Source organism: Streptomyces montanus (assembly GCF_005786655.1).
GTDB classification, from domain to species: domain Bacteria; phylum Actinomycetota; class Actinomycetes; order Streptomycetales; family Streptomycetaceae; genus Streptomyces; species Streptomyces sporangiiformans.
Map to the genome: position 1 here is coordinate 12,059 of NZ_VBZC01000015.1, position 19,283 is coordinate 31,341.

The 19,283-nt window shown below is 70.0% G+C and carries 14 protein-coding genes and 2 pseudogenes; 11 read left to right on the plus strand and 5 right to left on the minus strand.

What is annotated here, in order from left to right; translation table 11 throughout:
* The first annotated feature begins 89 nt into the window (after positions 1 to 89).
* Positions 90 to 2,153: a sulfatase-like hydrolase/transferase gene (locus FE633_RS15515; protein ID WP_246113632.1), complete on the plus strand. Its 2,064-nt coding sequence runs from the start codon at positions 90 to 92 to the stop codon at positions 2,151 to 2,153.
* An 18-nt stretch (positions 2,154 to 2,171) separates the two neighbouring features.
* Here FE633_RS15515 and paaK read toward each other — a convergent pair whose 3' ends face one another.
* Entirely contained in the window at positions 2,172 to 3,485 is a 1,314-nt protein-coding gene (paaK, locus tag FE633_RS15520) for a phenylacetate--CoA ligase PaaK (RefSeq protein WP_138045729.1), read from the minus strand.
* 214 nt (positions 3,486 to 3,699) lie between these two features.
* Positions 3,700 to 5,319, minus strand: coding sequence for an acyl-CoA synthetase (locus FE633_RS15525; RefSeq protein WP_138045730.1), 1,620 nt, complete (start codon positions 5,317 to 5,319; stop codon positions 3,700 to 3,702).
* 176 nt (positions 5,320 to 5,495) lie between these two features.
* Here FE633_RS15525 and FE633_RS15530 point away from each other — a divergent pair, with 176 nt between their 5' ends.
* From FE633_RS15530 to FE633_RS15555, 6 genes are all read left to right on the plus strand, one after another.
* Positions 5,496 to 6,296: a crotonase/enoyl-CoA hydratase family protein gene (locus FE633_RS15530; protein WP_138045731.1), complete on the plus strand. Its 801-nt coding sequence runs from the start codon at positions 5,496 to 5,498 to the stop codon at positions 6,294 to 6,296.
* A 149-nt stretch (positions 6,297 to 6,445) separates the two neighbouring features.
* Positions 6,446 to 7,390, plus strand: coding sequence for a Zn-ribbon domain-containing OB-fold protein (locus FE633_RS15535; protein ID WP_138045732.1), 945 nt, complete (start codon positions 6,446 to 6,448; stop codon positions 7,388 to 7,390).
* The gene (locus FE633_RS15540) at positions 7,387 to 8,463 is read left to right on the plus strand and encodes a thiolase domain-containing protein (protein ID WP_138045733.1); all 1,077 of its coding nucleotides are present in this window, start codon (positions 7,387 to 7,389) and stop codon (positions 8,461 to 8,463) included. Before FE633_RS15535 ends, FE633_RS15540 begins: the two co-directional genes overlap by 4 nt.
* Positions 8,460 to 9,626 (plus strand): thiolase domain-containing protein, encoded by a 1,167-nt coding sequence (locus FE633_RS15545; RefSeq protein WP_138045734.1) that lies wholly within the window; start codon positions 8,460 to 8,462, stop codon positions 9,624 to 9,626. Before FE633_RS15540 ends, FE633_RS15545 begins: the two co-directional genes overlap by 4 nt.
* A gap of 128 nt (positions 9,627 to 9,754) precedes the next feature.
* Positions 9,755 to 9,997 carry a DUF397 domain-containing protein gene (locus FE633_RS15550; RefSeq protein ID WP_138045735.1) on the plus strand — a complete coding sequence of 81 codons (243 nt, stop codon included), beginning with the start codon at positions 9,755 to 9,757 and terminating at the stop codon, positions 9,995 to 9,997.
* Between the two features lie 131 nt (positions 9,998 to 10,128).
* Complete coding sequence (locus tag FE633_RS15555) at positions 10,129 to 11,034, plus strand: universal stress protein (RefSeq protein ID WP_138045736.1); 906 nt, start codon at positions 10,129 to 10,131, stop codon at positions 11,032 to 11,034.
* Between the two features lie 6 nt (positions 11,035 to 11,040).
* On the opposite strand, the gene FE633_RS15560 is transcribed toward FE633_RS15555, so the two are convergent.
* A complete protein-coding gene (locus FE633_RS15560; RefSeq protein WP_138045737.1) occupies positions 11,041 to 11,766 on the minus strand; it encodes a leucine-rich repeat domain-containing protein in 726 nt (241 codons plus the stop codon).
* Positions 11,767 to 12,030: 264 nt separating this feature from the next.
* Between FE633_RS15560 and FE633_RS15565 the strand changes: the two are divergent.
* The 4 genes and pseudogenes from FE633_RS15565 to FE633_RS15580 form a co-directional block, all read left to right on the plus strand.
* A pseudogene (locus tag FE633_RS15565) lies at positions 12,031 to 12,533 on the plus strand (RNA-guided endonuclease InsQ/TnpB family protein); the annotation flags it as partial.
* A 41-nt stretch (positions 12,534 to 12,574) separates the two neighbouring features.
* Positions 12,575 to 12,655 (plus strand): annotated as a pseudogene (locus FE633_RS15570) (CGNR zinc finger domain-containing protein); the annotation flags it as partial.
* Positions 12,656 to 12,737: 82 nt separating this feature from the next.
* Positions 12,738 to 13,235 carry a glycosyltransferase family protein gene (locus FE633_RS15575; RefSeq protein WP_138045859.1) on the plus strand — a complete coding sequence of 166 codons (498 nt, stop codon included), beginning with the start codon at positions 12,738 to 12,740 and terminating at the stop codon, positions 13,233 to 13,235.
* Between the two features lie 237 nt (positions 13,236 to 13,472).
* Positions 13,473 to 15,704, plus strand: a complete 2,232-nt coding sequence (locus tag FE633_RS15580) for a glycoside hydrolase family 95 protein (RefSeq protein ID WP_138045738.1) — start codon at positions 13,473 to 13,475, stop codon at positions 15,702 to 15,704.
* A 28-nt stretch (positions 15,705 to 15,732) separates the two neighbouring features.
* Here FE633_RS15580 and FE633_RS15585 read toward each other — a convergent pair whose 3' ends face one another.
* Both FE633_RS15585 and FE633_RS15590 read right to left on the minus strand, forming a co-directional pair.
* The gene (locus tag FE633_RS15585; protein ID WP_138045739.1) at positions 15,733 to 17,733 is read right to left on the minus strand and encodes an N-acetylmuramoyl-L-alanine amidase; all 2,001 of its coding nucleotides are present in this window, start codon (positions 17,731 to 17,733) and stop codon (positions 15,733 to 15,735) included.
* A gap of 209 nt (positions 17,734 to 17,942) precedes the next feature.
* Positions 17,943 to 19,121: an aminoglycoside phosphotransferase family protein gene (locus FE633_RS15590; RefSeq protein WP_138045740.1), complete on the minus strand. Its 1,179-nt coding sequence runs from the start codon at positions 19,119 to 19,121 to the stop codon at positions 17,943 to 17,945.
* Between the last annotated feature and the right edge of the window lie 162 nt (positions 19,122 to 19,283).

The following is a 19,283-nucleotide window of genomic DNA, read 5'->3' on the forward strand; positions in this document are numbered from 1 at the left end:
CCCTGCCGGCCGTACAGTAATCGGCGGCCTGGACCCCCGAGCCGGGTCCGCCGTGTCACCACAGGGTTTCGCAAGGAAGGACCTTCGGGTTGTCGAGCACCACGAACTCTCCTCATCTGCCGGACACGGAGCAGGCAACTCCCGAGGAGGACGTGACCCCAAAGACCCCTCCCGCGGACACGCCTGACGACACCGCATCCGACAGCGCCGCCGAAAAGGCCACGGCTTCGGAAGGCGACAGCGCGGCCGAGCCGGCCACCACCGAAGAAGCTGAGGAAGCCACCGCCGACGAAGCCGACACAGGCACCGCCGAGAAGGCCGAGCCGGTCGCCGCTGACGAAGCCGAGCCGGTCGCCGCCGCGGATGCGGAGCCGGTCGCCGCCGCGGAAGCCGAGCCGGCCACCGCTGACGAAGCCGAGCCGGACACCGCCAAGAGAGGGGCCGCCTCCGCGAGCGGCGCCCCCGCCGAGGCGGCCCCGGAACAGCCCGTCGCCGCCCACCGCCGCTGGCGGGAAAGGCACGCGGTCGCGGCGCGCAACGTGGGGTGGGTGGTCACGGTCCTGGCCCTCGCGCTCGTGTGCGTCGCGCTCCTCATGCCGACCCGTATCGACCGGTTCTCGCCCGGTGTGTTCATGCGCATACCGGTGGAAGCGGTCCTCGGCGCCGGTGTCCTGATAGCCCTGCCCCGCAAGCCACGCCTGGTCGCGGCGGTCCTCGCCGGCGTGGGTCTCGGCCTGCTGACCGTCCTGAACCTCCTGGACATCGGTTTCTACATGTTCCTCGGACGAGGATTCAACGTGGTCCTCGACTGGGTCCTGTTCGACGACGCGAAGTCGTACCTCGAGGACTCCATGGGCCGCGGGGGCACCATCGGCGTACTGATCGGGGTCGTGGCCCTCATCCTCGCCGTGCTCGCCCTGATGACACTGGCGGTTCTCCGGCTGGGCAACGTCATGGCCCGCAACCGCGACAGGGCCACCCGTGCCACGGTGGCGATCGGGACCGTCTGGGTCACCTGCGCGGCTCTCGGCCTGCAGCTCACCGGTCCGCCGCTCGCGGCGCGCAGCACGGTCGCCCTCGTCCAGGACCGCATGGACCGGGTGCGGGCGACCCTCAGGGACGAGGCGGCGTTCGCCAAGGAGGCCAAGAAGGACGCCTTCGGCAACACCCCGGGCGACCAGCTGCTCACCGGGCTGCGCGGCAAGGACGTCATCTTCACCTTCATCGAGAGCTACGGCCGCAGCGCGGTCGAGGACCCGGACATCGCGCCGGGCGTCGACGCGACCCTCACGGCCAAGAACGAGGAGCTGCGCAAGGCCGGGTTCGCCGCGAAGAGCGGCTGGCTCACCTCGGCGACGTACGGCGGAAGCAGCTGGCTCGGCCACTCCACCTTCCTGTCGGGCCTGTGGATCAACAACCAGAACCGCTACCGCACCGTCACCGCGGGCGAGCACCTGACCGTCACCGGCGCCTTCAAGCGCACCGGCGCCTGGCGCACGGTGGGCATCATGCCGGGCATCCAGAAGAACTGGCCGGAGGGCAAGTTCTACGGCCTCGACCACGTCTACGACTCCCGGGAACTCGGCTACCGGGGGCCCAAGTTCAGCTGGTCGACCATGCCCGACCAGTACGCGCTGAAGGCCTTCGAGCAGCTGGAACACGGCAAGAAGCACGACAAGCCGCTGATGTCGGAGATCGTCCTGACCTCCAGCCACCAGCCCTGGGCGCCCATCCCCAAGACGATCCCCGATGACCAGGTCGGCGACGGCTCGGTCTACAAGGACATCGCGAAGGCCGGCAAGGACCCCGCCGACGTGTTCTACGACTCCGACAAGGCGAAGGAGGAGTACGGCAAGTCCATCCAGTACTCCGTGACCAGCCTCATCGACTACCTGGTGAAGCACGGCAAGAAGAACACCGTGCTCGTCTTCCTCGGTGACCACCAGCCCATGGCCAAGGTCAGCGGCAACAACGCCAGCCGGGACGTGCCGGTCTCGATCGTCGCCCGCGACAAGTCCGTACTGGACAAGATCGACAGCTGGAACTGGACCGACGGCCTCGAACCCGACCCGAAGGCGCCGGTCTGGCGGATGGACTCCTTCCGCGACCGCTTCCTGACGGCCTACGGCTCACAGCCCAAGCCCTCCAAGTAGGTCTCCAAAAGGCTGAGTTCAAGGGGCGGAACCAGGCTGGCGCGGGCGCAGGTCCACGATCCGCTTGATCTTCCCCACCGACCGCTCCAGCGACTCCGGTTCGACGATCTCGACGTCGACCGAGACGCCGATGCCGTCCTTCACGGCCGCCGCGATGGCGCGCGCGGCCGTGTCGCGCGTCTCCGGGGTCGCATGGGTGCGGGCCTCGGCGCGCACGGTGAGCGCGTCGAGGCGGCCCTCGCGGGTCAGCCGCAGCTGGAAGTGCGGGGCGACGCCCGGAGTGCGCAGGACGATCTCCTCGATCTGGGTGGGGAAGAGGTTCACACCGCGCAGGATGACCATGTCGTCGCTGCGGCCGGTGACCTTCTCCATTCGGCGGAAGACGCGCGCCGTGCCGGGCAGCAGACGCGTCAGATCCCGGGTCCGGTAACGGATCACGGGCATGGCCTCCTTGGTGAGCGAGGTGAAGACCAGCTCGCCCTCCTCGCCGTCCGGCAGTACCTCGCCCGTGATCGGATCGACGACCTCCGGATAGAAGTGGTCCTCCCAGATGTGGAGCCCGTCCTTCGTCTCCACGCACTCCTGGGCGACGCCCGGCCCGATCACCTCCGACAGTCCGTATATGTCGACCGCGTCGATCGCGAACCGCTCCTCGATCTCCCGCCGCATCTCCTCGGTCCACGGCTCCGCACCGAAGATGCCGACGCGCAGCGAGGTCCCGCGCGGATCGACACCCTGCCGCTCGAACTCGTCGAGCAGCGTCAGCATGTAGGACGGGGTCAGCATGATGATCTCGGGCTTCAGGTCCTGGATCAGTGTGACCTGGCGGGCCGTCATGCCGCCGGACGCCGGGATCACGGTGCAGCCCAGTCGCTCGGCTCCGTAGTGCGCGCCGAGCCCACCGGTGAACAGCCCGTAGCCGTACGCCACATGGACCTTGTCACCCGGACGGCCGCCCGCCGCCCGGATCGAGCGGGCGACCATGTCCGACCACAGGGACAGGTCACCTTCGGTATAGCCGACGACGGTGGGGCGCCCGGTGGTGCCGCTCGACGCGTGGATGCGCCGGATCCGGTCCTGGGGCACGGCGAACATCCCGTACGGATAGTTCTGGCGCAGGTCCGCCTTGGTGGTGAAGGGGAATCCGGCCAGGTCGGCGAGGGTGCGGCAGTCCTCGGGGCGTACACCGGCCTTGTCGAAGGACTCCCGGTAGAACGGCACCTTCTCGTACGCGTGCCGCAGCGACGCCCGCAGCCGCTCCAGCTGCAGGGCCCGCAGCTCCTCCGCGTCGAGCCGTTCCCCCGCGTCCAGCAGATCAGCCGCACCCGCCATACGTACTTCTCCCTCGCCAACCGCACCAATCCGGGCGACCGATCATTCGGTCGAGGTGCTCTGGATCAGTAATCCAGGGGCTCGGGCGGTCGTCAAGACATACAGCATGGGGGTGGCTCGGTGAGGCAGGTGGCGTGGGGCACCTCATGACGGCCGACGCGCGAACTCAGTGATCCGCGGACTCAGTGATCCGCGGACTCAGCGATCCGCGGACTCAGTGATCCGCTGCGACTGCCACCGAGCGGGCCCACCGATAATCCGCCTTGCCGCTCGGGGATCGCTGAATGGAGTCCGTGATCACCAGCTGGCGCGGGATCTTGTAGCCCGCGAGACGTGTGCGGCAGTGGGTCTGGATGTCGTCCAGGGACGGCCGACCCGCCCCGTCGCGCAGCTGCACCACCGCGGCCACGTGGTTGCCCCACTTCACGTCCGGCACACCGGCCACCAGCGCGTCGTAGACGTCGGGGTGGGACTTGAGCGCCTGCTCGACCTCCTCCGGATACACTTTTTCGCCGCCGGTGTTGATGCACTGCGAGCCACGCCCGAGCACGGTGACGATGCCCTCCTCGTCGACGGTCGCCATGTCGCCGAGCAGCACCCACCGCTCACCGTCCTTCTGGAAGAAGGTCTCGGCGGTTTTCCTCGGGTCGTTGTAGTAGCCGAGCGGCACGTGGCCGCGTTGGGCGATCCGGCCGGGTTCGCCGACGGCGACGGGCTCGTGAGTCGCGGGATCGACCACCTGTGTACGGGAGTTGACGCGTACCCGGAAACCGCGGTCGGGGCCCGAGTCCTCCGTGGCCGTGCCGTTGAAGCCGGACTCCGAGGAGCCGAAGTTGTTGAGCAGCATGACGTTCGGTACGAGCGCCTGGAACTGTGCGCGCACCGTCTCCGACATGATCGCGCCGGAGGACGAGACGCTGAACATCGAGGAGCAGTCCGTATCCTTCATCGGGCCGCTCAGTGCGTCGATCAGTGGCCGCAGCATCGCGTCGCCGACCAGCGACACACTGGTGACCCGCTCCTTCTCGATGGTGCGCAGGGCCTCCTCCGGCACGAACTTGCGGTGAAGGACGACGCGTTGGCCGAAGTTGAAGCCGATGAAGGCGGTCAGCGTCGAGGTGCCGTGCATCAGCGGGGCTGCGGGGAAGAAGGTGATCCCGTCGCCGCCGGCCGCTACGCGCTCGGCGAGCTCCTCCGGCTTCTTCACCGGTTCACCGGTCGGGGCGCCGCCTCCCAGCCCCGAGAAGAACAGGTCCTCCTGACGCCACATCACGCCCTTGGGCATACCGGTCGTGCCGCCGGTGTAGATGATGAACTGGTCGTCGGCCGAGCGTGGCGCGAAGCCCCGCTCCGCGGATCCGGACGCCTCCGCCTCCGCGAAGTCCACGGCGGACACCTCGGGAGCGCCCGGCGCGGGGGTCCCCACACGCACCAGGTGCCGTAACTTCTCCGTCTGGGGCAGCGCCCCCGCCACCCGCTCGGTGAACTCCGCGTCGAAGACCAGGGCCACCAGATCGGCGTCCCGGTAGAGGTAGACCAACTCCTCTTCCACATACCGATAGTTGACGTTGACGGGGACGATCCGTGCCTTCAGACAGCCGAGGACGGTCTGGAGGTACTCGATGCCGTTGTAGAGGTGCAGCCCGAGATGCTCGCCGGGATGTACACCGCTGTCGATCAGGTGGTGTGCCATGCGGTTGGCCGCCGCGTCCAGCTCGGCGTACGTGAGACGGCGCTCCGCGCCGGTGCCGGGTTGGTCGATGAAGACCAGCGCCTCGCGGTCGGGAACCACGTCGACGACCGACTCGAACAGGTCGGCAAGGTTGTACTCCACCGCTCCTCCTGACCCCGGGCGTGCCTGGCATCCATCGGTTCGACGGTCATCAGAGCAAAGGCCGACACAACTGTGAAGGGCCCGCGCACAAGAAATCTGACTACGTGTCAGAAAACTCTTGAACTGCCCCCGCGCCTCCTGCAACCTGTTCTCGTCCCGGCGACAGGAGGACCGCAATGGGTGGGACGGAACACCTCACCGTGCAGCGCGAAGGCGCCACACTGGTGCTCACGCTCAACAGGCCCGAGGCCAAGAACGCGCTCTCGCTGCCGATGCTGGTCGGCCTGTACGACGGCTGGGTCGAGGCCGACGAGGACGACGCGATCCGCTCGATCGTGTTCACCGGAGCGGGCGGCGTGTTCTGCGCGGGCATGGACCTCAAGGCGCTGGCCGGCCAGGGGATGGAGGGCCAGCAGTACCGGGACCGGCTCAAAGCCGACCCCGATCTGCACTGGAAGGCGATGCTCCGTCACCACCGGCCGCGCAAACCCGTGATCGCCGCCGTCGAGGGGCACTGCGTGGCCGGCGGTACCGAGATGCTCCAGGGGACCGACATCCGGGTCGCGGGGGAGTCGGCCACCTTCGGGCTCTTCGAGGTGAAGCGCGGTCTGTTCCCGATCGGTGGCTCGACGGTGCGCCTCCAGCGGCAGATTCCGCGGACGAACGCCCTGGAGATGCTGCTCACCGGCCGTCCGTACTCAGCTCAGGAGGCGGCCGACATCGGCCTGATCGGTCACGTGGTCCCCGACGGAACGGCCCTGGAGAAGGCCCTCGCCATCGCCGAGCAGATCAACGCCTGCGGGCCGCTCGCCGTCGAGGCCGTCAAGGCGTCCGTGTACGAGACCGCCGAGATGACCGAGGCGGATGGGCTCGCCGCCGAGCTGAAGCGGGGGTGGCCGATCTTCGATACGGCTGATGCCAAGGAGGGATCGCGTGCCTTTGCCGAGAAGCGACCGCCGGTGTATCGCCGCGAGTAGCTCCGCTGGTAGGCCGGTTTGAAGCTGCGGGTCCGTTGTGGCTGGTCGCGCAGTTCCCCGCGCCCCTTAGGGGCGCTGGTCGCAGCCGCATGGTGTCACAGCCCCGCGCCCCTTACGGGGCACATCTCATAGCCTCGCGAGGAGATCCCGTGCCCGAAGTCCTCAAAGCTCCCCTGGTCGTCGAATTCCCGTTCACCCGTTCTCTCGGCCCCGTCCAGAGCGCCTTCCTCACCGGGCTGCGCGAGCGCGTCGTCCTCGGTGTGAAGACCAGTGACGGCAGGACCCTGGTCCCGCCCGTCGAGTACGACCCCGTCACCTCCGAAGATCTTCGCGACCTCGTGCAGGTCGCTCCCACCGGCACCGTCACCACCTGGGCCTGGAACCACGCCCCACGCCGCGACCAGCCCCTGGACACCCCCTTCGCCTGGGTCCTGGTGAAACTCGACGGGGCCGACACGGCACTCCTGCACGCCCTGGACGCCCCCGGGCCGGACGTCGTGCACACCGGCATGCGCGTCCGGGTCCGCTGGGCCGAGGAACGCTCCGGCGCCATCACCGACATCGCCTGCTTCGAGCCGTACGACAGCCCCGACAGCCACGAACTCGCCCGTCACGACGGACAGTTCGACGACATGGTGACCGGCATCGTCGCCCCCGCCCGCCTCGACTACACCTACTCACCCGGCCGCGCCCAGTCCGGCTACATCAACGCACTCGCCGACCGGCGCATCGTCGGCGAACGGTGCCCGTCCTGCCGGAAGGTGTACGTGCCGCCGAGGGGCGCGTGTCCCACCTGCGGGGTGGCCACATCGGAACAGGTCCAGGTGGGACCAGGCGGCACCGTCACCACGTACTGCATCGTCAACATCAAGGCCAAGAACCTCGACATCGAAGTCCCCTACGTCTACGGGCACATCGCGCTCGACGGCGCCGACCTCGCCCTGCACGGCCGCATCGGCGGCATCCCCTACGACCAGGTGCGCATGGGCCTGCGCGTCGAGCCGGTGTGGACGTCCGGGGGCCGCTACCCCGACCACTACCGGCCCACCGGCGAGCCCGACGCGGACTACGAGACGTACAAGGAGCTGCTGTGACCGGGGACGCACAAGGAGCCGCCAGGGCGCGGGAGATCGCCGTCGTCGCCTTCGCGCAGACCGACCATCTGCGCACCTCCGACGAGCTCTCCGAGGTGGAGATGCTCATGCCGGTCCTGCACGAAGTCCTGGCCAGGACCGGGCTGAGGGCCAGCGACATCGACTTCACCTGCTCCGGATCCACGGACTATCTCGCGGGCCGCGCCTTCTCCTTCACCATGGCGCTCGACGGGGTCGGCGCCTGGCCGCCGATCTCCGAGTCGCACGTGGAGATGGACGGGGCGTGGGCGCTGTACGAGGCCTGGACGAAGCTGCTCACCGGGGAGGCCGACACCGCGCTCGTGTACTCCTACGGCAAGTCCTCGCCCGGCTCCGTACGCGACGTACTCACCCGGCAGCTCGACCCGTACTACGTGGCACCCCTGTGGCCGGACTCCGTGGCCCTGGCCGCTCTTCAGGCGCAGGCGCTCATCGACGCGGGCGACACGGACGAGCCCGCGCTCGCCGCGGTGGCCTCGCGCAGCCGCGACGCGGCCCGGTCCAACTCCCATGCCCAGCTGAGGGGTTCGGTGGCGCAGGGGGAGTACGCCGTACGTCCGCTGCGTACCGGCGACTGCCCGCCCATCGGTGACGGGGCCGTCGCCGTGATCCTCGCGGCGGGGGAGCGGGCCCGCGATCTGTGCGAGCGGCCCGCCTGGATCCGCGGCATCGACCACCGCATCGAGGCGCACGGCCTCGGCGTGCGCGATCTGACCGACTCGCCGTCCGCGCGACTGGCCGCCGAGAAGGCCGGAGCCTTCGAACGCCCCGTCGACACCGCGGAGTTGCACGCGCCCTTCACCTCCCAGGAGGTGGTCCTGCGCAAGGCCCTGCGGCTGGACGGCGACGTCGTGATCAACCCCTCCGGGGGAGCGCTCGCCGCCAACCCGATCATGGCCGCCGGGCTCATCCGTATCGGCGAGGCCGCCGCCCGTATCCACCGCGGCGCGTCCGACCGCGCGCTCGCCCACGCCACCTCCGGACCCTGTCTGCAACAGAATCTGGTCGCCGTACTCGAAGGGGACGCCCGATGAGCAAGGAGCCCGTGGCCGTCGTCGGCATCGGCCAGACCAAGCACGTCGCCGCCCGCCGGGACGTTTCGATCGCGGGCCTCGTCCGTGAGGCCGCCGGACGGGCCCTGGCGGACGCCGAGTTGACGTGGGCCGACATCGACGCCGTGGTCATCGGCAAGGCGCCGGACTTCTTCGAGGGCGTCATGATGCCCGAGCTGTACCTCGCCGACGCCCTCGGCGCGGTCGGCAAACCCATGCTGCGCGTACACACCGCGGGCTCCGTCGGCGGCTCCACCGCGCTCGTCGCCTCGAACCTGATCGCGGGCCGCGTCCACGGCACCGTACTGACCCTGGCCTACGAGAAGCAGTCCGAGTCGAACGCCATGTGGGGCCTGTCCCTGCCGATCCCCTTCCAGCAGCCGCTGCTGGCCGGCGCGGGCGGCTTCTTCGCGCCCCATGTGCGCGCGTACATACGGCGCACCGGCGCCCCCGACACGGTCGGTTCCCTGGTCGCGTACAAGGACCGCCGCAACGCGCTCAAGAACCCGTACGCGCATCTGCACGAGCACGACATCACGCTGGAGAAGGTGCAGGCCTCGCCCATGCTGTGGGACCCGATCCGCTACTCCGAGACCTGCCCGTCGTCGGACGGCGCGTGCGCGATGGTGCTCACCGACCGTGCGGGGGCGGCCCGTTCGCCGCGGCCGCCCGCATGGATGCACGGTGGGGCGATGCGCAGCGAGCCGACCCTCTTCGCGGGCAAGGACGCGGTGTCCCCGCAGGCCGGCAAGGACTGCGCGGCCGACGTGTACCGGCAGGCCCAGATCGTGGACCCGCGCCGGGAGATCGACGCCGTGGAGATGTACGTGCCGTTCTCCTGGTACGAACCCATGTGGCTGGAGAACCTCGGCTTCGCCGCCGAGGGCGAGGGCTGGAAGCTCACCGAGTCCGGTGTGACGGAACTCGACGGGGATCTGCCGGTCAACATGTCCGGTGGCGTCCTGTCCACCAATCCGATCGGAGCCTCAGGCATGATCCGCTTCGCGGAAGCGGCCCTTCAGGTACGCGGGCAGGCAGGGGAACACCAGGTCGAAGGGGCACGCAGGGCACTCGGGCACGCCTACGGCGGTGGCTCGCAGTTCTTCTCGATGTGGCTGGTCGGAGCGGAGCCGCCCACCTCCTGAGCACGACATGACCAAGGGGAGACCGGCTCTGTGATCAAGACATGGCGGCAACCCTCTTCCGCGGCCTGTCCGCCGCCGGAACCGATCGCTAGGCTGGCGGCGGACGACGAACCGGGAGGAGCACGGACGTGGCTGAGAGCACCATCCAGCAGCACCCGCTCGCAGGCTGGGACAAGCCGGAACTTGACCTCAGCAAAGCCGACTGGCACTCCAGCAGCCGCGGGCTTGGGGATGTCCAGATCGCCTTTGTCGAGGGTTTCATCGCGATGCGCAACAGTGGCCGCCCCGAAGGCCCCTCCCTGATCTTCACACCCGCGGAGTGGGGCGCTTTCGTGTCGGGGGCACGGGAGGGGGAGTTCGACCTCACCTGACGGGCACACACGCGACAGTGTGTTTTCACCCTCTCTTTCCGGACACGCGACCTTCGGCCACGTCCCGGAGCCACGCCTGAGCGAGGCTGGCCCCGGGAAGCAGAAGCCGGCGTTCCGGAGGCGAGGAATTCATGAGCACCCTGCCCGTCATCGCGGCGGTCGACGGTTCCGACGACAGCTTGCGCGCGCTGGAGTGGGCCCTCGACGCCGCTCGGATGCGTGAGGCGCCGTTGCGTGTGGTCCATGTGCGGCAGTACGCGTCCTGGGCCCAGCCCGAGGTACTGACCGCAGGGCCGCCGGAGCCGGAGGAGGACCCGGTCCTGCATCAGGTGCGCAGCCACCTGGAGGGCCGGGCCGACCGGCCGGTGACGGAGTATCTCGCCCCGGAGGGCGCACCGGCCGAGGTGCTGCCCGAACTCGGCTCCACCGCCCAGCTGATGGTGCTCGGCTCCCGCGGCCGGGGTGGATTCGCGAGTCTGCTCCTGGGCTCGAACGGGATGGCCGTGGCACGGGAAGCGAAGTGCCCCGTCGTCGTGGTGCCCCGCCCCGGACGCGAGGTGCACGAGAACGGCCCCGCCGAGCCGGGTCCGCGCGTGGTGGTGGGGCTGCACGTCGACAGCCCCGACGAGGCGAGCCTCGCCTTCGCGTGCGCCGAGGCCGCCCGCCGTGGGGCCCGGGTGCAGGTGGTCGCCGCGTATCCGTGGCCGCTCCAGATGTGGGCCGGCCCCGGCGACTTCGTCCCGCCCTCGGCCGCCGACCAGGAGGCCGTCGAGACCGGTATCCGGACGCTGGCCGACGGCTTCGTGGCCCCGTATCGCGAGCGGCACCCCGAGGTCCGTGTCGAGGTGGACGTGCTGCCGGGCGACGCCGCCGGCCGCCTGGTCGCGGCCTCCAAGGGCGCCGAACTCGTGGTGGTGGGCCGCCACCGCCGACGCATGCTCGCACCCATGCGCATGATCGGCTCGGTCACGCAGGCGGTACTGCTGCACGCGGCGAGCCCGGTGGCCGTGGTGCCGGCGGCCGGCCCGGCGGACTGACCCTCCTCACCGCAGCACCACACACCCGCGCCCTTCGAGGTCCCGCCACACCCCGGGCGGGGCCTCGATGTCGTTCCACCGCAGATCCAGCTTCTCCAAGGACGGCAACTCCGCCACCCAGGGCGGCAGTTCGCCGAGCCGGTTGGACCGTAGATCGAGCCGCCGCAGCAACGGCAGCCCGCGCAGCGCCTCGGGAATCTCGGCGAACTCGTTCTCGCGCAGCTCCAGTTCGCGCAGTTCGCGCAGATTCCGTACGGAGTCGGGGAGCGCCGTGAGCCGATTGCCGCGCAGCCACAGCTCGCGCAGCGAGGCCAGTGCGCCGAGCGAGGCGGGCAGCCGGGTGAGCCGATTGTGCTGGGCGCGCAGCTCCACCAGGCCCGTCATCGCACCCAGCGACTCCGGCAGAGCCGTGAGGCGGTTCTCGCCGACGTTGAGGTAGGCCAGCCGGGTCAGTCGGCCCAGCGACTCGGGGAGTGCGGTGAGCCGGTTGTCGTGCAGATAGAGGAAACGCGCGAGCCCCGTCAGGTCCCCCAGCTCGTCGGGGACCTCGGTGAGGCGGTTGTGTCCGAGATCCAGGGTGTGCAGCGTGGTGAGCGTGCCGATGCGGGCCGGTACCTGGGTGAGCCTGTTCTCCGGCAGCAGCAGGATCTCCGGTGCGGGGTGCTGCCACACTTCATCAGGTACTTCGTCCAGGTCGGCGCGCCAGTGGTCGAGTACGCCTTGCCGGGGCACGGCCACAGCAACTCCCGTCGGGCAGAGCCCCTTGAGGACCAGTGCGAGCCGTCGGATTCCCGTCGGCGCCCGCCTTGGACAGCGTCATCGCGTGCGGCTCGCCCACCGTTCCTTTGGAACTGAGCGGGAGTGATCCCGATCAGCCGCACGCCCCGAACGGTCTCGGGCGCACTGGCTCCCAGCGTACTCAGCCCCGGGCCGGGTGAGGCGGGGAACGGATGTTCCCGATGTGTGCGTGCGGGGCTCGCTCGTACGATCAGTGGCATGCAGCTCCGGTACGGCTTTCGCCTGTACCCGGAGCCCGGCCAGGTCCGTGCGCCGGCGCGGGCGTTCGGGTGCGCCCGCGTCGTCTACAACGACGCTGTGCGTGCCCGCCGCGACGCCCATGCCAACGGCCGGCCGTACCCCTCGCTGGGCCTGCTGTCTCGGGCTCTGGTCACCGAGGCGAAGCACCGTCCGGAGCGGGCCTGGCTGGGGAGGTGTCCGCGGTGGTGCTCCAGCAGTCTTTGCGCGACGCCGAGGCCGCCTACCGCAACTTCTTCGCCTCGAGGAAAGGCACCCGTAAGGGCCCCAGGGTCGAGGCGCCGCGGATGAAGTCGCGGAAGGACCAGCGGCCCACGATCCGGTTCACCGCCAACGCCCGTTGGTCGATCACTCCCGGCGGACGCCTCAACCTGCCGAAGATCGGGGCGGTGAAGGTCGCCTGGTCCAGGCGTCTGCCCGCCGTCCCCTCCAGCGTCACCGTGATCAAGGACAGTGCGGGCAGGTCAATTCCTCAAGGGCCACCCCGCCCGCCCCCGCGGCGTCCCGCCAGGAGTGGTGCACGCCGTCGTGCGGCAACCGCGCCGGTGTCGCCCGCCACCACGAGCGGCACAAGAAGACGCCCTAGGGTCTGTCCGGCGGATCAGGGTCCTGGTCCGCCGGACCAGGTGACCGAGCCGGTGGTCCCTCCTTGCACGTACCATTGCGGCATGTCCTTCCTCCGCCGCCGCAGCGCCACACCCGCCGGGCCCGACTTCGACGTTCTGGCCATGGACCCGGGCGACTGGCCGGGCAATCTCGGCGCGGGCCTGCTGCCCGCCCCCGACGGCAGCTGCCAGGGTGTGTTCCTGCGCTACGACCTGTTCGGCGGTCGCGGCCCCGCGATGATCATCGGCAATCTGCCGGAGGGCTCGCCGGCCCGCGAGGTCGCCGAGGGCGAGATTCCCTTCGAGGTGGCCCAACTCCTGCTGGCGCTGGAGAACGACGAGGAGATCACCGTCGTCAGCGTCGAGGACACGCCCGTGATGCAGGGCGACAACCTCCTGATCGTGCGCCGCCTCAAGCTCTCCGAGGAGCGCATCTCCTGTGTGCAGTTCGACCGCAGTGACAACGTCCTCGTGACGATCGCCGCGTGGGACCGCCCCATCACCGACGATCTGTACGCGCTCCTGAAGCCTCTTCCCGCGGAACTCTTCCAGCAGGCGTGAACCGTTCGGGGTCCCGAACGCCGTGTCCTAGCTCTTGTCACCGAGGTGATCGGACCTTTAGCGTCCGGAGCCATGTCGCATGAGTCGCATGAGCCCCGTGAGTCGTTTGAGGTATCCAGAAGAACCACGCTGAAGACCACTTTTGGCGGAGCGGCCGGACTCGCCCTCGGCGGCGGGAGCCTGGCTTTAGCCGGGCCTGCCGCCGCAGATTCCTCCGATGAATCACGGGAGCCGTTGATGCTGTGGTACGGCGTTCCGGCCGCCGACTGGGAACGCGAGTCCCTGCCGATCGGCAACGGCTCGCTCGGCGCCGCGGTGTTCGGCACGCTCGCCTCCGAGCGGCTGCAGTTCAACGAGAAGACCCTGTGGACCGGCGGCCCCGGCTCGGCCCAGGGCTACGACCACGGCAACTGGCGCGAGGCACGGCCGGGCGCGCTCGCCGCCGTGCAGGACGAACTCGACGCGAAGACCAGGCTCGACCCCGACAGCGTTGCCGCCGAGCTGGGGCAGCCGCGCGTCGGATACGGCGCCCACCAGACCTTCGGCGATCTGTACCTCGACGTACCGGACGCACCGGAGACCCCGGCGACGTATCGCCGCGAACTCGACATCGCGAACGCCGTCGCGAAGGTCGTCTACACCCACCAACAGGTGTGCCACCAAAGGGAGTTCTTTGCCTCGTATCCCGACGGCGTGATCGTCGGGCGGCTCAGCGCGGACCGGCCGGGCAGTGTCACCTTCACCCTCCGCTACGCCTCGCCCCGCAGCGACTTCACCGCCACCGCGGCGAGCGGTCGTCTGACGGTGCGCGGCGCGCTCGCGGACAACGGCCTGCGCTTCGAGGCACAGATCCAGGTACGCGGCGAAGGCGGCACCGTCACCTCGAACGCCGACGGAACGATCACGGTGACCGGCGCCGACAGCGCCTGGTTCGCCCTGGCCGCGGGCACGGACTACGCCGACACCTACCCCGACTACCGGGGCAAGGACCCGCACACCGCCGTCACCGGCACCCTCGACAAGGCTGACAGGCGCTACGACTCACTGCTCGCCCGCCATGTTCGCGACCACCGGGCACTGTTCCACCGGGTCGCCCTGGACATCGGCCAGTCCGTCCCCGCCGATGTGCCCACCGACCGGCTCCTCGCCGGCTACACGGGCGGAGCCACGAGCACGGACCGTGCCCTGGAAGCCCTCTACTTCCAGTACGGCCGCTATCTCCTCATCGCCTCCTCGCGGCCCGGCTCCCTGCCCGCCAACCTCCAGGGCGTCTGGAACCACAGCACCTCACCGCCCTGGTCGGCGGACTACCACGTCAACATCAACCTCCAGATGAACTACTGGCTCGCCGAGGCCACGAACCTCGCCGAGACGACAGCCCCGTACGACCGCTTCGTCGAGGCCCTGCGCGCGCCCGGGCGGCGCACCGCCGAGGAGATGTTCGGCTCACGGGGCTGGGTCGTGCACAACGAGACCAACCCCTTCGGCTTCACCGGCGTGCACGACTGGTCGACCGCGTTCTGGTTCCCAGAAGGGGCAGCGTGGCTCACCGGCCAGTTGTACGAGCACTACCGGTTCGGCGGCTCCACGGACTACCTGCGCACCACCGCGTACCCGGTGATGAAGGAGGCCGCCGAGTTCTGGCTCGACAACCTGCGCACCGATCCGCGTGACGGCACGCTGGTCGTCACCCCCAGCTACTCGCCCGAGCACGGCGACTTCACGGCCGGCGCGGCCATGTCCCAGCAGATCGTGCACGACCTGCTGACCAACACCCTTGAGGCGGCCCGCATCCTGGGCGACGACCGGGCGTTCAGAACGCGGCTGGAAGCGGTGCTCGGTCAGCTGGACCCAGGGCTTCGCATCGGCTCCTGGGGGCAACTCCAGGAGTGGAAGGCCGACTTGGACGATCCGGCCGACGATCACCGGCACGTCTCGCATCTCTACGCCCTCCACCCGGGGCGGCAGATCGAACCCGGAACCAAGTGGGCCGACGCCGCCAAGGTCTCACTCACCGCCCGCGGCGACGGCGGCACCGGCTGGTCCAAGGCCTGGAAGATCAACTTCTGGGCGCGGCTGCGCGACGGCGACCACGCCCACAAGATGCTCGCCGAACAGCTCAAGAGCTCGACCCTGCCCAACCTTTGGGACACCCACCCGCCTTTCCAGATCGACGGCAACTTCGGTGCCACCGCCGGGATCACCGAGATGCTCCTGCAGAGCCAGTACGACGTGATCGAGGTACTCCCCGCCCTGCCCACCACCTGGCCGGACGGCTCGGTCCGAGGACTGCGCGCCCGAGGCGGCGCGACGCTCGACCTCGACTGGTCGAACGGCCGCGCCACCCGCATCGCGCTGACGGCGTCCCGGACACGCCGGCTCACCGTCCGCAGCGACCTGCTGCCGGGCGGCGAGTCGACGTTCAAGGCGATCGCCGGGCAACGATACGTCTGGGGCAAGAAGGCGTAGCCGATGCCTCCGCGGAGGCATCGGCCCCCTACAGGGCCGACGGCATCACGCGCACATCGGTGGCCCGTACGAACGCCACCCGGTGGCCGAACTGGATCTCGTAGTACATGTCGGAACCGCGCACCACCTTGTGCGGTGCCGTGTCGAAGGTCGGCGCGTAGAAGTACTCACCCGGCACCTTGTCGCCGGTCGCGTACCTCTGGCCCGCGAGCAGCTTGTACGGCAACGGGAACACGGCCTGGACGGGTACGCCCGCCGGGTAGGCCTCTTTCTCCGGGTAGGCACGCCCGTACACCGGGATGTCCTCGCGGCCGGCCTTGGGTGTCACCACGAGGCCCGACGCGCCGACCGCCGTCGGCCGCTTCGCCGGGTTCCTGAACCAGGCCTTCTGCCCCAGGTACCAGATCGCCGTCCAGTCGCCCTTGCGTCCCGCGACCGCGTACTGCTGGCCGGTGGAGACCCGTGACCCCGTGTCGTTCACGCCGGTCGTGGAGTCCCCGCCGCCCGGCCGCAGGCCGATGTCCTTGATCAGCGGGGCGTCCTCGCTCGGCTCCGTGTACAGGCGCACGGCGCTGGAGCCGTGCGGCGCGCACGGCTCACCCGGGGTGACACAGCCGGTGAACTCCGGCCGGTTCCTGGTGAATTGGGGCAGTACGGTCACCAGTTTGGCGTTGGCGCCGGCCGTGCGGCCGAAGGGCCTGCCGAGCAGGGTGAAGTAGTGCTGCCAGTCCCAGTAGGGACCGGGGTCGGTGTGCATGCCCGGGATGGTCGACGTCGTCGGGCCCGGCACGGTGTCGTGGCCGAGGATGTGCTGCCGGTCCAGCGGGATGCCGTATTTCCTCGCGAGGTACCGCACCAGCCGTGCCGACGTCCGGTACATCTCCTCCGTGTACCAGGCGTCCGGCGCCGCGAGGAAGCCCTCGTGCTCCAGGCCGATCGACTTGGCGTTGACGAACCAGTTGCCGGCGTGCCAGCCCACGTCCTTGGTTTTCACATGCTGGGCGATGTGACCGTCCGTGGAGCGCAGCGAGTAGTGCCACGACACATAGGTCGGGTCCTGCACGAGCTGGAGCGTGGTGTCCCAGGTGGCCTCGGTGTCGTGGATGACGATGTAGTCGATGCTCTGGGACGTCGGCCGGTTCGCGAGATCGTGGTTGCCGTAATCGCCGTCGCCGAACTCCTCGTACGGTGCCGGAATCCATTCACAGGACACGGTCGCCGGGCACTCGGTGCCCTCCGCGGCGGCCGTCCGCAGACCTGCGCCCTTCAACTGCTCCGTTTCGGGGCGCAGTCGGGGCTGGGCGGTGAGCGCGACCCGCTGTCCCGCGTCCGTGGTGCGCCGCTCGCCCGCGCGGATCACGTCGAAGACGTCATCGGCGTACCTGGCGGCCGTCGCCGAGTCGTCCGCGCCCGAGTAGCGTGCCACCGCCCCGTACCAGTCGGCGGCGTCGTCGCTGGGCGGCTCACCGAGCTCCCTCTGCGCGGCGGCCAGCAGCGCGGCACCGCCCGCCACATTGGCGGCCGCGTCCGTGCGCAGCCGCTCCGCGGAGAGCCCGGTGAGCTCGGCTGCCTTCGCCAACGTCTTGAGCCGGGCGGGGAGTTCGGAGCTGTCGGGGAGCTTCGTGTCCGGGATCTTCGTGTCGGGGAGCAGGGCGGTACGCGAGTCGTCGCCGCGCGCGTCCTCCGTGGCGTCACTGTGATGGGGTGCCCCGGTCCGGGCGATCGCGGTGCGGGCGTCGGTCAGGTGCATCGGGCCATAGCCACCCGTGACACTCGGCGCCCCGTCGTGCGCGTCCCAGCGGGACTGCAGATAGGAGACGGCGAGCAGCACGCTCTGCGGTACGTCGTACTCGGCCGCGGCCGTGGCGAAGGCGTTCTGCAGGCGTCCGGAGGAGGGCTGCTCGGTGCTGTCCGACGGGGCCGCGCCGAGCAGCGGCAGCAGCAGCGCCGCCGAGGCTACGGCGCCCGCGGTCCTGCGCCCTCGTCTGTGGCCGGCGGCCGGGGCTTGGGCGGTGACGGATCCTCGCAAAACGGGCCTCCTGAGGCGATCGAGCGCGATGATGCGTGCGGAGCCGGGCGTGCGTCAGTGCTACCGGCTCGCCGACGATCCGTCAATCATGCCCAGGAGCGGGCGATTCACCATGTCAGCGGCGGGTCGAGGAATGCGTGTCGATCACTCACATGACGAAGGCCCGCGGTGTGCCGCTGCCCAGGGCACACCGCGGGCCGTCATCCCCGTCAGCGAGTTCCGACCGCCGCTCGAACGGCCCGTCGGGCCAGCTGGCAGTCGTCGTGCAGCCGCCTGAGCAGCAGCCGTTGTTCCTCGCCGGACGGCGCAGCACCCGGGTGGGCCGGTCCCGGTGCCGCCGGGGTCGCCTCGTGCATCGAACGTTGTACGGCTGTCTCGTACGTGCGGATCTCACGGGTCAGTACGAGCATCAGGTTCACCAGGAAGGCGTCGCGCGCCGCGGGCCCCGTCGACTGCGCGAGCTGGCTGATCTGCCGCCGTGCGACGGGGGCGTCACCGAGCACCGACCAGAGCGTCGCCAGGTCGTAGCCCGGCAGGTACCAGCCCGCGTGCTCCCAGTCCACCAGCACTGGACCGGCCGGTGAGAGCAGGATGTTCGACAGCAACGCGTCGCCGTGGCAGAACTGGCCCATCCCCTGGCGCCCCGCCGAGTGCGCGATGCCGTGCACCAGCTTCTGGAGATCGCCCATGTCCCGGTCGGTGAGCAGCCCCAGCTCGTGATACCGGGAGATCCGCGCCGCATAGTCCAGCGGGGCGTCGAACGTCCCCGCCGCCGGCCGCCACGCGTTCAGCCGGCAGATCGCGCCCAGCGCCGCCCTGATGTCCGCACGGGGCGGGGCCTCCCCGGGGTGCCGCTGCAGTGCCGCCACCCGGCCCGGCATCCGCTCGATGACGAGTGTGCAGTTGTCCGGGTCCGCCGCGATCAGCCGGGGCACCCGTACCGGAGGACGGTGCCGCACGAACGAGCGGTATGCCGCTATCTCGTGGCGGATCCGCTGGGCCCACACGGGGGAAAGGTCCAGTAAACACTTCGCGACGGCGGTGCTGCGCCCGGTGGTGCCGACCAGGAGCACCGAGCGGCCGCTGCGGCGCAGTACCTGCACCGGCGCGAATTCCGGGCAGATCCGGTGCACCGAAGCGATCGCCGTGCGCAGCTGCGCGCCCTGAGGGCCGGACAAGTCGAGTCTCCCGCTGAGCGGTTGGGTGCCGAGCCCCGGTACGCGTCGCGTCCGACCGGCACCGAGTACGGGTGACCCCGGGCGTGCCGGGTCCACATAAGGGCCGCTGCCCGCCACCGCGCTCTCTCCTGCTCGAGCGGAGCCGGGTACCTGCGGACGGGCGTGCAGCGACCGGGGCGGGGCGGACACGGAGGACGATGCTGCGTACATGGGTGATACAGATCCCTTCGTGTGCCTGAGAATTACCGCGCCACCCGCCCCGGCCGCCTCGGTACACCCTGGGGAATGTTCCTTCGGCGACCGGGTCGGGGTGGCGCGTTCCTACCTGACACCGGATGCGCACTGGCACACCATCTGGCGCACCCTGGCGAA

What these genes read in the sequence shown, in the direction of transcription:
- paaK (WP_138045729.1), bottom strand. Translation starts at nt 3,485, where the DNA reads ATGGCGGGTGCGGCTGATCTGCTGGACGCGGGGGAACGGCTCGACGCG.
- FE633_RS15530 (WP_138045731.1), top strand. Translation starts at nt 5,496, where the DNA reads ATGGGTGGGACGGAACACCTCACCGTGCAGCGCGAAGGCGCCACACTG.
- FE633_RS15545 (WP_138045734.1), top strand. Translation starts at nt 8,460, where the DNA reads ATGAGCAAGGAGCCCGTGGCCGTCGTCGGCATCGGCCAGACCAAGCAC.
- FE633_RS15555 (WP_138045736.1), top strand. Translation starts at nt 10,129, where the DNA reads ATGAGCACCCTGCCCGTCATCGCGGCGGTCGACGGTTCCGACGACAGC.
- FE633_RS15575 (WP_138045859.1), top strand. Translation starts at nt 12,738, where the DNA reads ATGTCCTTCCTCCGCCGCCGCAGCGCCACACCCGCCGGGCCCGACTTC.
- FE633_RS15580 (WP_138045738.1), top strand. Translation starts at nt 13,473, where the DNA reads ATGCTGTGGTACGGCGTTCCGGCCGCCGACTGGGAACGCGAGTCCCTG.
- FE633_RS15590 (WP_138045740.1), bottom strand. Translation starts at nt 19,121, where the DNA reads ATGTACGCAGCATCGTCCTCCGTGTCCGCCCCGCCCCGGTCGCTGCAC.